This window comes from Sphingobium sp. KCTC 72723 (assembly GCF_014280435.1).
In the GTDB taxonomy this organism is placed as follows: Bacteria; Pseudomonadota; Alphaproteobacteria; order Sphingomonadales; family Sphingomonadaceae; genus Sphingobium.
This window is the reverse complement of the sequence record NZ_CP060388.1, coordinates 346,522-361,169: the sequence shown is the minus strand read 5'-3', so window position 1 is coordinate 361,169 and position 14,648 is coordinate 346,522. Positions and strand designations below refer to the sequence as shown.

Here is a 14,648-nt window from a genome sequence, read left to right as displayed (position 1 = left end):
TAGCGTAGTATTGTTCAGGCTTTGCGAGCGGCGATGTCGCCTCGCGACCGTGGAGTTCCTTCAACGGAAAGGAACTCACCATGGATGCCATCACTTCCCCGACCCCGAACAATTCACTGCGCGAGCGTATGTTGCAGGACATGACGATGCGTGGATTTGGGGAGCACACGCAGAAGGACTATATCCGGCACGTCCGATCATTTGCCGCGTTTCTCGGTCGCCCTCCCGATACGGCCACGATCGAAGACCTCCGGCGCTTTCAGATTGATCAGCATGAACGCGCCGTTGGTCCGGCAACAATCAATGGAGCCGTATCGGCACTGCGCTTCCTGTTCAGTATAACTCTCAAGCGACCGGAGATGGCGCTGGGGCTTGTCGTCGTTCGCTTCACACCCAAATTGCGGGTGGTTTTGAGCGTTGAGGAGACAGCGCGGCTGCTCGAGGCTGCGCCAGGCATCAAATACAAAGCAGCCCTCAGCGTTGCCTATGGCGCGGGCCTGCGCGTCTCGGAGGTTGCCCACCTCAAGGTCGATGACATCGACAGCGAGCGCATGATCATCCGTGTCGAGCAGGGCAAAGGACGCAAGGATCGCAACGCCATGCTCTCACCGCACCTGCTCGATTTGCTTCGCCAATGGTGGCGCGAAGGCAAGCGGCGCGGAGTGATGTTGCCGCATGGCTGGCTGTTCCCTGGCCGCAACGGCACGGATCCGGTCTCAGCGCGCCAGTTGCATCGCGTCGTGCAGGAAGCAGCTGAGCGCGCCGAGATCTACAAGCGGGTAAGCCCGCACACATTGCGGCATTCGTTCGCCACTCACCTGCTCGAGCAGGGTGTCGATATCCGCGTCATCCAGGTCCTGCTGGGACACGTGAACATCAACACCACCGGCATCTATACTCAGGTTTCGAGCAAGACCATGCGGGCGGTGGCCAGTCCGCTCGACCAGATCGTTGCCGTGATGGAAGGCAGGGGTCCTCCCGGTTGAACCGGTGCGCACCTCACTCGAGGTCGCCGACATCTTCCGTAGCGCCGGGCCAGCGTATCGCGCAGCCCATGCCGGGCATCTCAGTCTCGGCCAGCTCAAGGTCATGACGGCGATCGAGAACTGCCGCACCGCCGCGCTGGGCGGCCACGTCGAGGCCTGCGACGACTGCGGGCATTGGCGGATCGCCTATAACTCCTGCCGCAACCGGCATTGCCCCAAATGTCAGGGCGCCGCAGCGCGCACCTGGCTGGCCGCGCGCGAGGCTGATCTGTTGCCGGTCGGCTACTTCCACGTCGTGTTCACCGTGCCCGCCGAGATCGCTGACATCGCCTGGCAGAACAAGGCGGTGGTCTATGACCTGCTGTTCCGCGCAGCTGCGGACACGATGCTGACCATCGGCGCCGATCCCAAACACCTCGGCGCGCGGGTCGGCATCACCGCCGTCCTGCACACCTGGGGATCGGCACTGACTCACCACCCGCATGTGCACATGATCGTACCCGGCGGCGGTATCACGCTGGACGGCAAGCGTTGGATCTCGTCACGTCCAGCCTTCCTACTGCCGGTGCGCGTGCTGGGCGCGTTGTTCCGCCGACTGTTCCTCACACGCCTGCTGGCGTTGTTCGACGCTGGGAAGCTGGCCTTCTTCAACGCCTTGGCGGGCCTGGCCTCGCGTAAGGCCTTACTGCGATATCTGTCGCCCATCCGTAAGAAGCGCTGGGTGGTCTATGCCAAACCGCCATTTGCAGGGCCGCAGGCGGTGCTGGCCTATCTCTCGCGCTATACCCACCGTGTCGCCATCTCGAACCGGCGCCTCATCGGCTTCGACGAGACCGGCGTGACCTTCCGCTATAAGGACTATCGCCGCGACGGGGCCGAACGCCAGCAGGTCATGACGCTGGCGACCGACGAGTTCATCCGCCGCTTCCTGATCCATGTCCTGCCGCGTGGCTTCCACCGTATCCGGCATTACGGTCTGCTCGCCAGTTCGACGCACAAGGAGGCCATGGCGCTCGCCCGCAGGCTGCTGGGCGTTGCTGCGCCGATCGAGGAACCCGAGCCCGACAAGCTGCCCGATCATCGACCGCCATGCCCATGTTGCGGCGGGCATATGACTATCGTCGAAACCCTCGTCCGCTGGTACCAACCGCGCGCTCCGCCGCAGCCAGCGCCGCCCGCCCGGAGACATGCGCCATGATCCGGCATGGCTCGCCTTGCATGACGGTCACGCCCATGGTGTCCTGGCCGATGACCCAGTGCATGCCCATCATAGAATTACGCCGGGCCCAGGGCACACCGGCCAGCAAAACAAACGCACCTAGCAATCTGACGCCGCACGAAATCACGTTGATCGGACCAGCAGCGGCACTTCTGGATCGGCAGCGCTTACCCGCCAGCACCATCCCAAAGCCTTTTTACCCATAGACCAGCACATGGGGCCCGCGGGTTCCTGCACTGGAGGCTTTCGTACGCAAGCGCCCGAAACCCTTCACATTGAACGAACGCATTCCATGCAGCGTCTCGATCTTCTAGCTTTTCCCTTCGTCTTCGGATCAACGCTCTCGCGGAAAGCCAGAGAGCCAAAAGGCCGACAATGACTCCGACGACAATCAGCACAGGCTTTGGAACGGGAATAATGCGCGACGCAGCGAAACCTAGAGCGCCTCCCGCCAGCAGGAACTTGTCCGTTTTGGTGTATGATCTCGCCATTCTACAGGCCTCCGCAGAGCCATTTAGCGGCTCTGAGTTAATGACCGCTTTCCACCCAAGTCGGACATTCGCGTATTTTTTCACAAACCTCGCAAAACTGCGGATGTTTCGCCTCGCGTTTTTGCTACAACCCTTCGACTTGCTTCCTGATCCAGAATGCGCAAAATCGCGACGGGTCGGCCATTCAGGCCAAGCTGGACGAACTGATCCGCGCGGCGGACAAGGCGCGCAACGATTTCATTGGCATCGAACATCTGACCGAAGCCGAACTGGAACGGATCAAGTCGGTGCTGGAACAGGATTGCGGGGACGACGCACATCATCGGCGCGCCATAGAGCGGCTGATCGAACGGCGATGACGGCCGCCCGACCAGCGCACCCGATAACCGATCAGTGCGCGCGCACGATCAGCCGTTCATTTTCCTGCTTATATTCGTCTACTTGCTGGGCATAGCGCCGGGCCAGCCCTTCATAGGCCACCCGTCCCTGTCGCGAAGGACTGGCCTGCGCGCGGATCAAAGACATCTGCTGACGATGCAGCAGATAATTGACGTCCGTCTCCATACTCATATTCGCCCTCCTCCGGTAATGTGCCAAGAGAATTGGTCGACTTGGTCGCGGCTGCGCAAAGAAACGCAACAGCAACGATGACCGTATAGCATAGGTTTTTTACCTTGGCGAACCCGACGAACGGGTAAAATGGGCGCCCCGGCGCACCGCCTAAACCGGCTGCCCGCTATAATATCGCATGTAAAATACGCAAAAGGCTTGGAAGCATCGGGCATGAATGGCATCGTTGCGCTTGCCGGGACAGGGGCCGGGACGGCAGTTGGGACAGGGGGAGGACGCCTTGGGGGAAATGCCGTGGGACATGCTCGTCACGGGCCTGGCTACCCTGCACCATGAAGTTCTGCTGTTCGCGGTCGTCGGCCTTGCCATTGGCGGGCTGGACGACCTCATCATCGACCTGCTGTTCCTGTGCCGCCAAAGCTGGCGCGACCTGACCGTCTACACCCGCCATTCCCGCATGACGACGGCGAGCCTGCCGCCTTCGTCGCGGCCAGGGCGGATCGCCATCTTTATCCCCGCCTGGGGCGAAGCGGACGTGATCGGGCCGATGCTACGCTATGCGCTGGGGCAATGGGGACAGGCCGACTATCGCATCTTCGTCGGCGTCTATCCCAATGACCGCGCCACGATCGACGCGATTGCGCCCATCGCGCAGGATGATCCCCGCCTGATCCTATGCGCCAATCCACATTTCGGCCCGACGACCAAGCCGGATTGCCTGAACGTCCTGTGGCGGGCAATGGTCGCGGAAGAACGCAACACAGGCTTTCGCTACAAAGCGATCGTGCTGCATGATGCCGAGCATGTCGTTGCGGTTGTAAACGAAATGGCAACGCAATTCCGCGTAGGTCAGGAAACATGGTCAAACACAATTCGCATATAGTTGCCGCAACCGAAACTAAGCCAGCTTACCTTTACGCACGCTTTAGCTCGCACGGCCAGCGCGACGGACACAGCATCGAGCGCCAGCTTACTTACGGGCGCACCCACGCCGACCAACACGGCTGGACAGTGGTTGAGGAAATGACGGACGAGGCTAAGTCCGCATTCAAAGGGGCGAACCGCGAGGATGGTTCAGCCCTGTACGAATTCGAGCGCAAAGCGCGTGAGGGCCATTTTGAAAATGGCGCGGTGCTAGTCTGCGAGAATGTGTCACGCCTATCCCGACAAGGCCCAAAAGCCGCTGCGCGTCTCGTATGGGCGCTTAATGAAGCCGGTGTTGATGTCGCCACCTATCATGACAACCACCTCTACAAAGCGGGAAACGACGCTGACCTGATGGACGTTTTCGGCCTCATCATTAAGGCCCAGACCTCCCATGAGGAGAGCTTGAACAAAAGCCGCCTCTCGAATGCAGGTTGGACGCGCATTCACACGGCAATCGCAAACGGCGACAAGACGGCATACAGCAAGCAATGTCCTTCATGGCTCGACATTCAGGGAGGCGTCTATGTCCCGAACGAGCATCGAGCAGCCCTCGTCCGCCAGATATTCGATTGGTATGTTAACGGGATTGGAAGCCTGACGATAATTGATCGCCTGAATGGTCTGGGCGAGAAAAGCTGGTCCATCGAAAAACGGTATAAGGACAAGAAGCACTGGACGCCTCGCTACCTGCACAAGCTGCTGACCAGCCCGGCAGTGATCGGCGAATATGTAACGCTCAAAGGCGAAGTGCTTTCGACAGATTATTATCCGCAGATCGTAGATGCCCACACATTCCACAAGGCGCTATCGGTTCGGAAAGATCGGACAACGCTAGGCGGCGATGAACGAAAGCGAGCGCAGAACTTGTTTTCGGGAATCACTAAATGCGGTCATTGCGGATATGGTGCGGTCATCCAACGCCGCACGATGGTCAACAAAAAGAGGCCACCGCGTCACTATTCTTGGCTGCGCTGTAACGACGCACGTTACAAGGACAATGCTTGCACCAACAATGCGACCATCCACTACGGCGTTGTAGAAAGCACGGTGCTGGATGAACTGCTTCCCGTCATTGCGGACAACGGGAACATAAACAACGCGCTTGCGTCCTTTGACCGTCAGATAGCCGAGGCGCAGCACAAACTGGACGCGCAGCAAAAGGCGCTGGACAACATACTTGATGCCATCACGGAGGGCATTGCCCCGAAAGCGTTAGCTACGCGCTCGATGAAGGTAGAGGCGGAGATTGAAACCCTCACGTTGGAAATAGCTGAACTTAGAAGGCAACGCGGGATTCAAGCCGCAATGCCTGACAAGTCTGCTGACACCGCAGCCATTGACCTTCTGCGCGATGCTATCAACAGCAAGGACGAGGAAGTCCGCTTTGATGCGCGGACGCGAACCAATGTTGCGCTGCGCCGCCTCATCGACAGGATCGAAATCTACTCCAACGGCACATTCAAAATCTCGTTGGAAGGTGGCGCATGGTATATGTTCGATGAAGCAGGGACGATGCTGGAAGGTGCATCGACACCCTGTGAGCCGATCTTAAACTGAAGGCACAAGAAAGCCCCTGCACAACATGCCGGGGCTTCTTTGTTCTGTGTGGGCTTCGACGGGGATCAGTGACGCGGTATTTGCAGCACTTCTGAACCAACGTGCAGATCAAAACAGTAACGCTTGCGTTCGCAGTAAATGCGATGGTCTTGGAAGTCGAAAGCGAAAGCATCATCCTCGAAGTCTGGGCTGCAATCGAGCGTCCGTTCTACAAAATTAGCAAGTGCGTTGAGGTCGATCTGCATTTGTTGTCTCCTTCCCCAACTGTATGTTTTCAGTCAGGGAAGCAGTCATCCAAAGAGTGAACTTTGTATCACTCTTTATTTCCAGTCTGTAGTCGTAATTTGGTTGATTTCCAGCCCAAATGGCTTTGCATGTCCTGAGGCACTTCAACCAGAAAGGACGTGCCTACAATGGAATGGACAGATCATATCCGACCCGACGACCTGCAACAGCTAATCATAAATTGGGAAGAGCAATTGCCCCTCAAAGGGACTTCTCAGGAGCGAGACTACAACCCGGTAGTCAAACTGTTTAACCCGCTGGGCATAGGGACATGGCTTCTCACGGAGTGCGATAACGATGGCCTGGCCTTCGGATTATCGGACACGGGCTATCCCGAACTCGGCTACATTTCGCTTGAGGAAGTGTTTGCCGTTAAGCTGCCCGGTGGGCTTCATATAGAACAGGATCGCTACTGGACGGCCAAGCACACGCTATCGGAATATGCAGCACAAGCGAGGTCCGCAGGGGCAATTCGGGCATAAGCTGTTAAATAGCAGGCAATCGGTTTTCGTCATTTTAGGCTGATTGCCAAAGGGGAAGCTGGGTCAGAAATGGTCCAGCTTTCTCCACGAACACAAGGTAGCGCAGTCACAAAAAAGGCCCGCCATCGCTGGCGAGCCGTTTTGTTGTCGGGTTAGGCGCTTACTTGCGCTTCACACCTTTGATCTTCTCTGCACGGGTGCGAACTTTGGCTTCACCGGCGTCCAACTGCGCTTTGAAATCGCCCTTGAGAATGTCGGCTTTGATGGCTTCCATGACCTCAACGAACTGCGCTTTCGGCACGACGACCTTCGTTTCGTCACCGACGAGCTTCAACGGCGAGTTAGCGTAGCGGATAGCGAAGCCCACGTTGTCACCGACTATTTCGAACCAGCGACGGCCTTCCGTCTTGGGCTTGTTGAACAGTTCGATTTGACGGTCAATCGCGGCAGCAACGACTTCCTGAGCCGTCTTAGGGGCGCGCTGTGCCGAAGCGTTAAAGCCCTCGACCTTGCTTGCTGCTTGTACGGTCTTCTTCCAATCCAGTGCCATGTTCGATCTCCATAATGTGCAGCACCACGCGCTGCGTTTGAGGACATAAAAGCCCAATTGATACCTAGTGCAACCAAAAAGTGACTTTATCCAAAAAGTGCTTCGCGCATCATGCGCTCAGAAACTCCAACATAGTTCATTGTTGTAACCGGCGAGGAATGCCCTAGCAGCTTTTGAACCACCAAAATGTTAACCTTGTTATCAACTAAGTTGGTCGCCATCGTCCGACGACCTGAGTAGCAGCTACCCTGAACGCCGGACAGTCGGTAAATGCGTCGAATAGCCTCAGAGATACCATTTGCTGTGAAAGCGTCCCCAGCAGCATTGCGAAATATGCGCCCTTCCCTGCCCTGCATGTGCTTATCGAGTGCGGTCAGGATTTCTTGATCTACGGGTAAAGTGCGCCCTTGCTTGCGCTTAGAATGTCCCAACGGGATACGAAGCGACTGACCTACGAACCAGCTTGTTTCCAGACCAGCGATTTCCATCGGGCGCAGACCTAGCTTTTTAGAAAGCAAGATCATCAAGCTATACATTGGTGCGCGCTGCATATTGCGAGCAAATTGCAGCACGGTAGCAAACTGCTCTTCATCCAAAATCGGCGCTTGCATGTGTTGAACTCCTTTGTTGCTCAACACTGTTGCAGCCTTTTGATTCCGGCGTCAGCCATAAAGTGACTCAAAACCGGACCTTTTGTCTCTCGATAAATACCTGCGACGAAAAACAAATTGCAGGAGTTGAAATATGCAAGACCTCTATCCATTCAAGTTCAATGTCAACACTCTCGAATATGACGATGTAGCCGAATACCTGAAGAGCGTTGCATCTGGTAAATTCATAATCAGCACCGTTGAAACAATCGACGGGCTGTCGATCGAGGAATGGCGAGCAGCTAAAATCGCAGCCGCTGAACAAGATGCTATCCAGTCCGGTGACGATCATCAGGTCACAGAAGAGGCCGAGCGCGCAGCGCTAATCCAAACCGACAGCAATGAGCGCATTCACATCACTGTGTTGGGAACACCGGCAACATGCAGCCGCCGATTGCTGAATAGGATCGCAATTCAGGGAGGCGTCAATAATGCGGGCATCACCCGTGAAGCATGGGGAGCATCGTTACAGCGTGGCATCAAAAGCTATCTGGTCCGATTTGCGGATAAGAACGATGCGATCATGTTCAAGCTGGCGATGTGGAAGCGTCCCGGTGAGGATGCCCAGCCGTGAGCAGATCGTTTCATCGCAAAATCAAGCATCATTGGAAAAAGCTCAAAGAATGGGAATGGGGCTGTCCGTCACCGAACTGCGAATACTGTGCCACCCGATCCAAACAGCGGGAAGCCGAACGACAAGATCGCAAGCATCGCTTGCAGGACGACGAATGAGCAGCGTTCCACCTGACGCCCAATGTTTCGATGTCGAGCGTGGCCTCTCCAAGGCGCTAGGCGTCAAGGTCGAGACATTCGTTTGCACCCAGGACGAATATCGTCTCCGCATCGGACTGCGCTGGAACCTGATCCTCACCGCCGATCAACTCAGCGAACTATGGGACGATTGCGACAACCCCACTGCCCTCAAAGATACATTCGCAGAGCTAAAGGCGGAATGCTTGAGATTTCAGGAATTCAAGCGATGACTGGACCGAAACTGGATTGAGCAGCCCCCCCGCTGCCCGATGTCACTTAGGCCAGTCGATGATACGCAGGACCGACCAGCTTATTGAAGCCGTCTTTCACGAGCGACCAGTTCCGCGCCAATGTTGCAGCCGCGTTATCCCGATCAGGATTATCGAGGATATAGCTCGCTACCCCGCAGCGATACTCCCGACCATCCTGTTCCATGAGGAACTGCAAATCCCCATCCCGATACGTCTCACTACCATGCACGATCATTGGACTTCCTTTCTATCGGCGCTGTTGCCAAGCCCAATTTATAGCAGACCAAACCCGGCGCAAGGGGCCACAAAACCGTTGACACTGATTATTTTCAACCAATTCCCGTTGACACAATAACAGCACACCAATGCGCCGACCATAACCCGTTAACCATCAATCGACCACACCATTGCAAAATACCATTGACCGATACCAAAACATGGACCATATGCAGTTTCACCAGACGCGAACGGAAGTCAGCCTATGGAATGAAACAGCAAAGGGAGTTTAGAATGTTTAGGTTTGTGGACGATAAGACGATTGCTCTGACGATCAAGGACGACATTTTCGCGACACTCGATCAAGAGCAAATGTATGGCGAAGAAGGTGCAGCCGAAAGACTGCGCGACCAGTTCGCAGACTTCTACAGCGCAAAGGGCTTTAACGTCTATGTAGACGACCAAGGGAAGACCCAAAACTGGTATCTCGGACTAGGACTGCCACAGCCTTTGAAGCTGATGACGGCTGCTGATAAAAAGCGCCTCGAAAAGCAGTTCTATCACAAGCGCATCAAGGATGCCGCCGAACGCACGATTGCACTCAGGACGGCCAAGGAAGCAAAGTTCCGCTACAGCGTTGATGCAAAGTCCTACAGCAGGCGCACCGAAGAAGTTCTGGTGACGTTCACAAAGCCTGAACAAGCGCTGATGTTCAAGCTGGCCTTCGATAAGAAGGAGGCCGCATGATGGACAATTTCACTCAGGACATTCTGCTTGCCGGGCAGATCGACATCCTTTTGCAGCCGCACCGGATTACCAAAAAAGCACAGGAGGTCATCAGCAGCGAGTTTATGAACGCCTGGCATAAACTCGAAGCGATCTTCCTGAAACAAGGCGGCTTCCATGTGACGGTAAGGCAAGACAGCTTGACGCCTTCGATATTCGTTATCTCGCTGGCCGATGAGAGCAAAGACCTCTTCATGAACTTCTGGGAAGCTATGGCAAACCATACGCTCGACATGAGCAAGTTCGGCAAGAGCGACACGCGGAAGCAAATGCAGCGAGGTATGTATGCGCTAGGATGTTGGTGGTCAGAACTCGTATTTGAGGCATGTGCCGTCAAGCAGTGGGCCGACAAAAACCGATATTCCTATGAAGCCCTGACAGCAGATGGCTGGGTCGTTGGTCGTATCCGTTTCGATAATCCCAAGGCGATCACCTACGCAAAAACCGCCGGACAATTTCGCGCAGAATGGGAGGCCGCATAATGAGCAACACTCCCCTCGTCACATATCGAAATACCCGCTTGGAAGATCGCTTTGATCGAGCAGCTAAGAAGATGGTAAAAATCAGCGTCCACTTATTTGAATGTAGCATTGATCCCCAGCTTTATCCTGCTCCAGAAGAGTTAGAAGATGGATACAAGAAGATGATTGAAGAGGGATATTCAATCATCAATAGCGTAGGCATGATCAATTTATATGCTGTTAGTGATGGTATGCAAAATGAGGTTTGGGGGGAATGGTTAAACAAGCAATATGACGAAAAAGGATGCACACCGAAATGGGCATTAGATCATATTCTCTCTTACTCAGATGACTTCTATGGTCGTGGCTATGTTGTGATCGCAATTGACGATAGCGAGACTGCTACCCTGTTCAAGCTGACGTTCGGGGGCAAATAAAGGAGCAGCCCACTGGTTAAGTCTGGTGGGCTTTTTCCATTTATCCACAGACTTATCCACAGGCCGCATAGGGTCAGGAAACCCTCAGACAGCCCCATGGTCCAATGTTTGCTGGCATCTAGGCTAAACCCAGGAACAGTGATCCAATGTCTGGTGACGAATGAGCCGACCAGAGTGGGTAAATAGCTGTATGGCGCAGAAAAAACTCACCCCATTAGACGAGCCTTCCAAGAGAGCGATCCATTGTGCTGCCAAGACGGCAGAGGGCAGCAAGGTATTAGCGGCATTAGCCGACCGTAACCTAGCTGAGAGCGAAGTCGATGGATGGCGTAAGATCAGTCTGGAGCATCGCGAGATCATCTTGTTCCGCATTCGTGGGGGCGAGTTGCTGACCAGCGTGTGCCGATCCATTGGCGTCAATCCCGGCTCTGTCAGGAACCTCGCAGCTATGGATGACGAGTTCGACAAGAACCTCGCCGCTGCCTGCGCTCAAGGCCAACATGCTCAGGTCGAGCGCCTATATGAAATCCCGTATGAGGATGGCCTAAGCGATGCGATGAAGAAGTTGCTATCCGACAACATCAAGTGGATTGCTGCTCGATCGAACCGTAAGGCGTATGCGGACAGTTCGTCGGTTGACCACAATGTCACCGTGCAGCCAGTAGCCATGCCAGATTGGTCATTCGGTTCTATTCCCGGCACGATCATTGAGGACCAGTCCGACCCTGACGAAGAGGAATAAGTAGAAGGCACTTTTGAAGAATGTTTTTCAAATCACCGCTAATAAGAAGCCCCTCTAATTCGTTGGAGGGGTTTTCTTGTATCAAGTCGTTTTTCAGTCGCATCCTATGGTGTGCGGCATTAAAGCAGTTTGCAAGCAACGGTCGCTTTGCCCGATAGCCCGATAGATCATCACCCCCGATCCTATCGGGCTATCTTGTTCTGCGATGCCCGTAGAGCGTCTATGAGAACAATTCCTGCACCCTACGCTAGTCGGGTAGCTCTCGGTGCTTAGAGGGCTTTACAGGGCATCTACGGGGACCGCAGCTATCTGGGCTGTTTGGGCCACAATCTACAGATTTCCTTATCTGCGAATGGTTCTTAGATAGTGAGCAATAATCGCAAAGTCGTATGCGAGAGCAAGAGTAATATAGTTGCTCAGACTATTTCGCTGCAATCTACAGATTTCTACTTTTGCGAGTGCAAAGCAGGAACAATACCAGACTGTTCAACCCACATTCTACGACATTCATGGGTGTCGTACTCCTGCAACTTAACAGTAGCAGAGCCTATAGCCTAATCAACCAAAGAGTGATGCCAAGTCGCTTTTCGCGCTAGGAAAAATGCCTACACTTTAGCCTACTCTACATAACATCACTGCATGTCAAATCAACCACTCATTGGAGGTAGGGATAATATACGAAAACCATACCTTTTCGACTGTTGCTCACCACTAGATATATTTTGTCAACATCAAAGATATGTCGCTATTTGGTAATACGATGCTATTGTTGATATTGTAGTAATGCGAGCAGGTAGATACCGCTCCCAGACTGCTACTCTCCACAACGGTTCGTCGCAAAGATAAAAAGATATTTCTTTTGTCACTCTTTGGTTGCGATTTCAGTCATCGGCTATAGTGTTAGATTATGGTCATGCGTATGGTATGGTGAACCAAGGTCGGGGTATACCCCTCTTTCCTGTGCGGGCTGTGGATGCGCGGAATTATACTTAGGGTATTCAGATTTCCAATCGTGACCCGATAGCGCAGACACCCTGCTCAAAAATATAGACTCACTTCCAAAAACTGAGTTCGTCAGCCATCCGGGTTGCCGGAATGGTCATCAGATAAGTTACTGCATGACCGAAGAATTCCCCACATACCAAGCCTTCCACGACCAAGCGCTATCTGAGCCTTACAGCGAGCATGTTGAGCTTGTCGGCCTAGACCAGTTGCGAGCGCATCAGCGTGGCGAGAAAGTCGGCAAGCCTGTTCGGGTCGTGACCAAAAAGAAGCGCCCTGAGAAGCCCGCTACACCACCGAAGCCCCGCAAGAAGCCTGTTGCTCACACGCGCAGTCCGCGTCGTCGTGTGACGATGGAAATGGTGGATATCGTGAAGGCGTCGAGCGCTGCGCTATCTCAGGATAAGATAGCCAAGCAGCTAGGCATCGCGCAGTCCACCGTCGGGAAAATCCTCAACGGCGAGTATGACTAAATATCGGGCAAGAAGGCTGCTGCAAAACTCCTTTGGTCCGTTTGTCGCGGGATCGCTCAGGCTTCTGCTGCATCATCAGGGTTCCTCCCGTAGAATTCTATAGGGCCGGAATGATGTGAACGCTGGGCAGCAAGCCGTAAGGGAGCATTACCAGTTAAGCAGATGAATCGCCACGAAAGCCCCGGATCACTCCGGGGCTTTTTGCTGCCTGTCGTTTAAGCGCCGGTTGAGAGAACCGCGCAAACAGCGACCGCAAAGATCACTGCTACTTCTGCATACGACCAAGGCTTGAAATTGCTCCACATAGCTACGTCTCCTTCTCGTAGCTTATGCTGTCTTTGAGTCTATATTCCAACCAAAGAGTGACACCACAGCACGGAATATCTTGCCTTTGGCTAATTAGTCGATGGCAAAGACATTCAATATCAACCCATCCCAGCTAAAGCTCACAAACATTGCGTGGAATGACCCGCATGTGAAGAACTTGCTTGCCTTTGGGCCTTCGCGTTCAGGCAAGTCCGCTATCCTGACTTCTATCATCGTCAATCGTGCGATTGCGTATCCCGGCACCAAACATGCGATCTTTCGTAAGACGCTGCGTAGCTGTCACAGTCACCTGTTCCACGGCACGTTCCCCGAAATTATGGACATGCTGTATCCGACTTGGCAGCGTGACCTTGTTAGCCGCATCGCCAAAGCCGATAATGTCGTTGAGTTTCACAACGGGTCCAAGATATTCTTTGAGGGGCTTGATCCTACTCGCATCGACAAGGTTCTCGGTGCGCAATACGCTACCGCGTGGATCAACGAATGTAACGAGATTGATGACTACGAGATAGTCCAGCAGCTTGCGTCTCGTATGGCCGACAGTGCGCAGATGGTCAGGAACGGCAAGCCCGTTTTCTATCCAGATGGTTCGCCGGTCATGAGCCGCGCCTTGATGCTGTTTGATTGCAATCCTGATCTAAAGTCAGATTGGGAACACCGCACATTCATCGACAACGTGCATCCCACATCGGGCAAGCCTTTCACCGATAAGGCCAAGCCCAAGTGGAAGAGCCTGTTTCTCCCGGCTCAGGAAAACGCCGGTAATCTGGAAGAGAGCTACCTTGAAGACCTAGCAGAGCGTTATGACGGCTCCCCCAACATGGAAAGCCGCTTCCTCATTGGTCAGTGGCGCGACGACAACCCTAATGCGCTCTTCCGCAAGAGCATGTTCAAATACAAAGAGGTCAATAAGGACTTCCTTGTCCGCATCATCGTCGCGGTCGATCCTGCTGGTTCATCGGGCAATAACAGCGACTACACCGGCATCGTGGTTGTCGGGTTGGGCTGGGACAATCATGCCTACGTTCTTGAGGATGCTTCGATCAAGGGAACGCCTGAGAAGTGGGCAGCAGAAGTATCCAAAATGTATGACAAGTGGGATGCTGACCTTGTTGTCGCGGAAAAGAACTACGGCGGCGAAATGGTCGAACACACCATTCGTACCCATCGCCGCAATATCCCGGTCAAGATGGTCAATGCGACACGCGGCAAAATCCTGCGCGCTGAACCTGTCCAGATGCTTTATTTGAAGGGACAGGTCTTCCACACAGATAGCTTCAAAGAACTTGAAGGCCAAATGTGTGACTACAAGCCGGAAACAAAGAAATCCCCTGACCGCATGGATGCACTTGTCTGGGGTCTAACGGAATTGATGAAGCTGAGTGGTGGCGGTGGCAGCCTGACCGTGAAGCGCAGCGGTGGTATGTGGCGGAATTAACTTGCCCCTTACCACCTATCCCGTATGCGGTCCAAACGTGGGGGA

17 protein-coding genes and 2 pseudogenes are annotated in these 14,648 nt (G+C 54.3%); 14 read left to right on the top strand and 5 right to left on the bottom strand.

All coding sequences use genetic code 11. The annotated features are described in order from the left end of the window. The first annotated feature begins 80 nt into the window (after window positions 1-80). The 3 genes and pseudogenes from SPBM01_RS01920 to SPBM01_RS01910 all read left to right on the top strand — a co-directional run. Entirely contained in the window at window positions 81-986 is a 906-nt protein-coding gene (locus SPBM01_RS01920; protein WP_088189994.1) for a tyrosine-type recombinase/integrase, read from the top strand. A gap of 4 nt (window positions 987-990) precedes the next feature. Beyond that, entirely contained in the window at window positions 991-2,184 is a 1,194-nt protein-coding gene (locus SPBM01_RS01915; RefSeq protein ID WP_188063245.1) for an IS91 family transposase, read from the top strand. A gap of 655 nt (window positions 2,185-2,839) precedes the next feature. Then, window positions 2,840-3,055, top strand: a pseudogene (locus SPBM01_RS01910) (low affinity iron permease family protein); the annotation flags it as partial. Between the two features lie 31 nt (window positions 3,056-3,086). Here SPBM01_RS01910 and SPBM01_RS01905 read toward each other — a convergent pair. After that, window positions 3,087-3,266, bottom strand: a complete 180-nt coding sequence (locus SPBM01_RS01905; RefSeq protein ID WP_188065889.1) for a hypothetical protein — start codon at window positions 3,264-3,266, stop codon at window positions 3,087-3,089. Between the two features lie 301 nt (window positions 3,267-3,567). Between SPBM01_RS01905 and SPBM01_RS01900 the strand changes: the two are divergent. Both SPBM01_RS01900 and SPBM01_RS01895 read left to right on the top strand, forming a co-directional pair. Further along, window positions 3,568-4,077, top strand: a pseudogene (locus tag SPBM01_RS01900) (glycosyltransferase); the annotation flags it as partial. A 47-nt stretch (window positions 4,078-4,124) separates the two neighbouring features. After that, complete coding sequence (locus tag SPBM01_RS01895; RefSeq protein WP_188063762.1) at window positions 4,125-5,750, top strand: recombinase family protein; 1,626 nt, start codon at window positions 4,125-4,127, stop codon at window positions 5,748-5,750. A 65-nt stretch (window positions 5,751-5,815) separates the two neighbouring features. Here SPBM01_RS01895 and SPBM01_RS01890 read toward each other — a convergent pair whose 3' ends face one another. Next, window positions 5,816-5,995 carry a hypothetical protein gene (locus SPBM01_RS01890; protein ID WP_188063761.1) on the bottom strand — a complete coding sequence of 60 codons (180 nt, stop codon included), beginning with the start codon at window positions 5,993-5,995 and terminating at the stop codon, window positions 5,816-5,818. Window positions 5,996-6,163: 168 nt separating this feature from the next. On the opposite strand from SPBM01_RS01890, the gene SPBM01_RS01885 reads away from it, so the two are divergent. After that, a complete protein-coding gene (locus tag SPBM01_RS01885; RefSeq protein WP_188063760.1) occupies window positions 6,164-6,517 on the top strand; it encodes a DUF2958 domain-containing protein in 354 nt (117 codons plus the stop codon). Between the two features lie 160 nt (window positions 6,518-6,677). On the opposite strand, the gene SPBM01_RS01880 is transcribed toward SPBM01_RS01885, so the two are convergent. Next, on the bottom strand, window positions 6,678-7,067 hold the full coding sequence (locus tag SPBM01_RS01880) for a hypothetical protein (RefSeq protein WP_188063759.1): 390 nt from the start codon (window positions 7,065-7,067) through the stop codon (window positions 6,678-6,680). 86 nt (window positions 7,068-7,153) lie between these two features. After that, the gene (locus SPBM01_RS01875) at window positions 7,154-7,678 is read right to left on the bottom strand and encodes a tyrosine-type recombinase/integrase (RefSeq protein WP_188063758.1); all 525 of its coding nucleotides are present in this window, start codon (window positions 7,676-7,678) and stop codon (window positions 7,154-7,156) included. A 133-nt stretch (window positions 7,679-7,811) separates the two neighbouring features. Between SPBM01_RS01875 and SPBM01_RS01870 the strand changes: the two genes are divergently transcribed. Beyond that, the gene (locus SPBM01_RS01870; protein WP_188063757.1) at window positions 7,812-8,291 is read left to right on the top strand and encodes a hypothetical protein; all 480 of its coding nucleotides are present in this window, start codon (window positions 7,812-7,814) and stop codon (window positions 8,289-8,291) included. Then, window positions 8,278-8,700, top strand: a complete 423-nt coding sequence (locus SPBM01_RS01865) for a hypothetical protein (RefSeq protein WP_188063756.1) — start codon at window positions 8,278-8,280, stop codon at window positions 8,698-8,700. Before SPBM01_RS01870 ends, SPBM01_RS01865 begins: the two co-directional genes overlap by 14 nt. A 46-nt stretch (window positions 8,701-8,746) precedes the next feature. Here the strand turns inward: SPBM01_RS01865 and SPBM01_RS01860 are convergent, their stop codons facing one another. Continuing rightward, window positions 8,747-8,956, bottom strand: a complete 210-nt coding sequence (locus SPBM01_RS01860; RefSeq protein ID WP_188063755.1) for a hypothetical protein — start codon at window positions 8,954-8,956, stop codon at window positions 8,747-8,749. 287 nt (window positions 8,957-9,243) lie between these two features. On the opposite strand from SPBM01_RS01860, the gene SPBM01_RS01855 reads away from it, so the two are divergent. The 6 genes from SPBM01_RS01855 to SPBM01_RS01830 all read left to right on the top strand — a co-directional run bounded on the left by SPBM01_RS01855 (window position 9,244) and on the right by SPBM01_RS01830 (window position 14,603). Beyond that, window positions 9,244-9,684 carry a hypothetical protein gene (locus SPBM01_RS01855; protein WP_188063754.1) on the top strand — a complete coding sequence of 147 codons (441 nt, stop codon included), beginning with the start codon at window positions 9,244-9,246 and terminating at the stop codon, window positions 9,682-9,684. After that, window positions 9,681-10,205, top strand: a complete 525-nt coding sequence (locus SPBM01_RS01850) for a hypothetical protein (RefSeq protein ID WP_188063753.1) — start codon at window positions 9,681-9,683, stop codon at window positions 10,203-10,205. The genes SPBM01_RS01855 and SPBM01_RS01850 overlap by 4 nt, the downstream gene beginning before the upstream one ends. Continuing rightward, window positions 10,205-10,621, top strand: a complete 417-nt coding sequence (locus SPBM01_RS01845) for a hypothetical protein (protein ID WP_188063752.1) — start codon at window positions 10,205-10,207, stop codon at window positions 10,619-10,621. The genes SPBM01_RS01850 and SPBM01_RS01845 overlap by 1 nt, the downstream gene beginning before the upstream one ends. 190 nt (window positions 10,622-10,811) lie before the next feature. Next, window positions 10,812-11,363, top strand: coding sequence for a hypothetical protein (locus SPBM01_RS01840; protein ID WP_188063751.1), 552 nt, complete (start codon window positions 10,812-10,814; stop codon window positions 11,361-11,363). Window positions 11,364-12,481: 1,118 nt separating this feature from the next. Next, the gene (locus tag SPBM01_RS01835; RefSeq protein ID WP_188063750.1) at window positions 12,482-12,838 is read left to right on the top strand and encodes a helix-turn-helix domain-containing protein; all 357 of its coding nucleotides are present in this window, start codon (window positions 12,482-12,484) and stop codon (window positions 12,836-12,838) included. Between the two features lie 406 nt (window positions 12,839-13,244). Next, window positions 13,245-14,603: a phage terminase large subunit gene (locus tag SPBM01_RS01830; protein WP_188063749.1), complete on the top strand. Its 1,359-nt coding sequence runs from the start codon at window positions 13,245-13,247 to the stop codon at window positions 14,601-14,603. The last annotated feature ends 45 nt before the right edge of the window (window positions 14,604-14,648 follow it).

What these genes read in the sequence shown, in the direction of transcription:
- SPBM01_RS01885 (WP_188063760.1), top strand. Translation starts at nt 6,164, where the DNA reads ATGGAATGGACAGATCATATCCGACCCGACGACCTGCAACAGCTAATC.
- SPBM01_RS01880 (WP_188063759.1), bottom strand. Translation starts at nt 7,067, where the DNA reads ATGGCACTGGATTGGAAGAAGACCGTACAAGCAGCAAGCAAGGTCGAG.
- SPBM01_RS01840 (WP_188063751.1), top strand. Translation starts at nt 10,812, where the DNA reads ATGGCGCAGAAAAAACTCACCCCATTAGACGAGCCTTCCAAGAGAGCG.
- SPBM01_RS01865 (WP_188063756.1), top strand. Translation starts at nt 8,278, where the DNA reads ATGCCCAGCCGTGAGCAGATCGTTTCATCGCAAAATCAAGCATCATTG.
- SPBM01_RS01860 (WP_188063755.1), bottom strand. Translation starts at nt 8,956, where the DNA reads ATGATCGTGCATGGTAGTGAGACGTATCGGGATGGGGATTTGCAGTTC.
- SPBM01_RS01830 (WP_188063749.1), top strand. Translation starts at nt 13,245, where the DNA reads ATGGCAAAGACATTCAATATCAACCCATCCCAGCTAAAGCTCACAAAC.
- SPBM01_RS01870 (WP_188063757.1), top strand. Translation starts at nt 7,812, where the DNA reads ATGCAAGACCTCTATCCATTCAAGTTCAATGTCAACACTCTCGAATAT.
- SPBM01_RS01875 (WP_188063758.1), bottom strand. Translation starts at nt 7,678, where the DNA reads ATGCAAGCGCCGATTTTGGATGAAGAGCAGTTTGCTACCGTGCTGCAA.
- SPBM01_RS01850 (WP_188063753.1), top strand. Translation starts at nt 9,681, where the DNA reads ATGATGGACAATTTCACTCAGGACATTCTGCTTGCCGGGCAGATCGAC.
- SPBM01_RS01890 (WP_188063761.1), bottom strand. Translation starts at nt 5,995, where the DNA reads ATGCAGATCGACCTCAACGCACTTGCTAATTTTGTAGAACGGACGCTC.
- SPBM01_RS01895 (WP_188063762.1), top strand. Translation starts at nt 4,125, where the DNA reads ATGGTCAAACACAATTCGCATATAGTTGCCGCAACCGAAACTAAGCCA.
- SPBM01_RS01835 (WP_188063750.1), top strand. Translation starts at nt 12,482, where the DNA reads ATGACCGAAGAATTCCCCACATACCAAGCCTTCCACGACCAAGCGCTA.
- SPBM01_RS01920 (WP_088189994.1), top strand. Translation starts at nt 81, where the DNA reads ATGGATGCCATCACTTCCCCGACCCCGAACAATTCACTGCGCGAGCGT.
- SPBM01_RS01845 (WP_188063752.1), top strand. Translation starts at nt 10,205, where the DNA reads ATGAGCAACACTCCCCTCGTCACATATCGAAATACCCGCTTGGAAGAT.
- SPBM01_RS01905 (WP_188065889.1), bottom strand. Translation starts at nt 3,266, where the DNA reads ATGAGTATGGAGACGGACGTCAATTATCTGCTGCATCGTCAGCAGATG.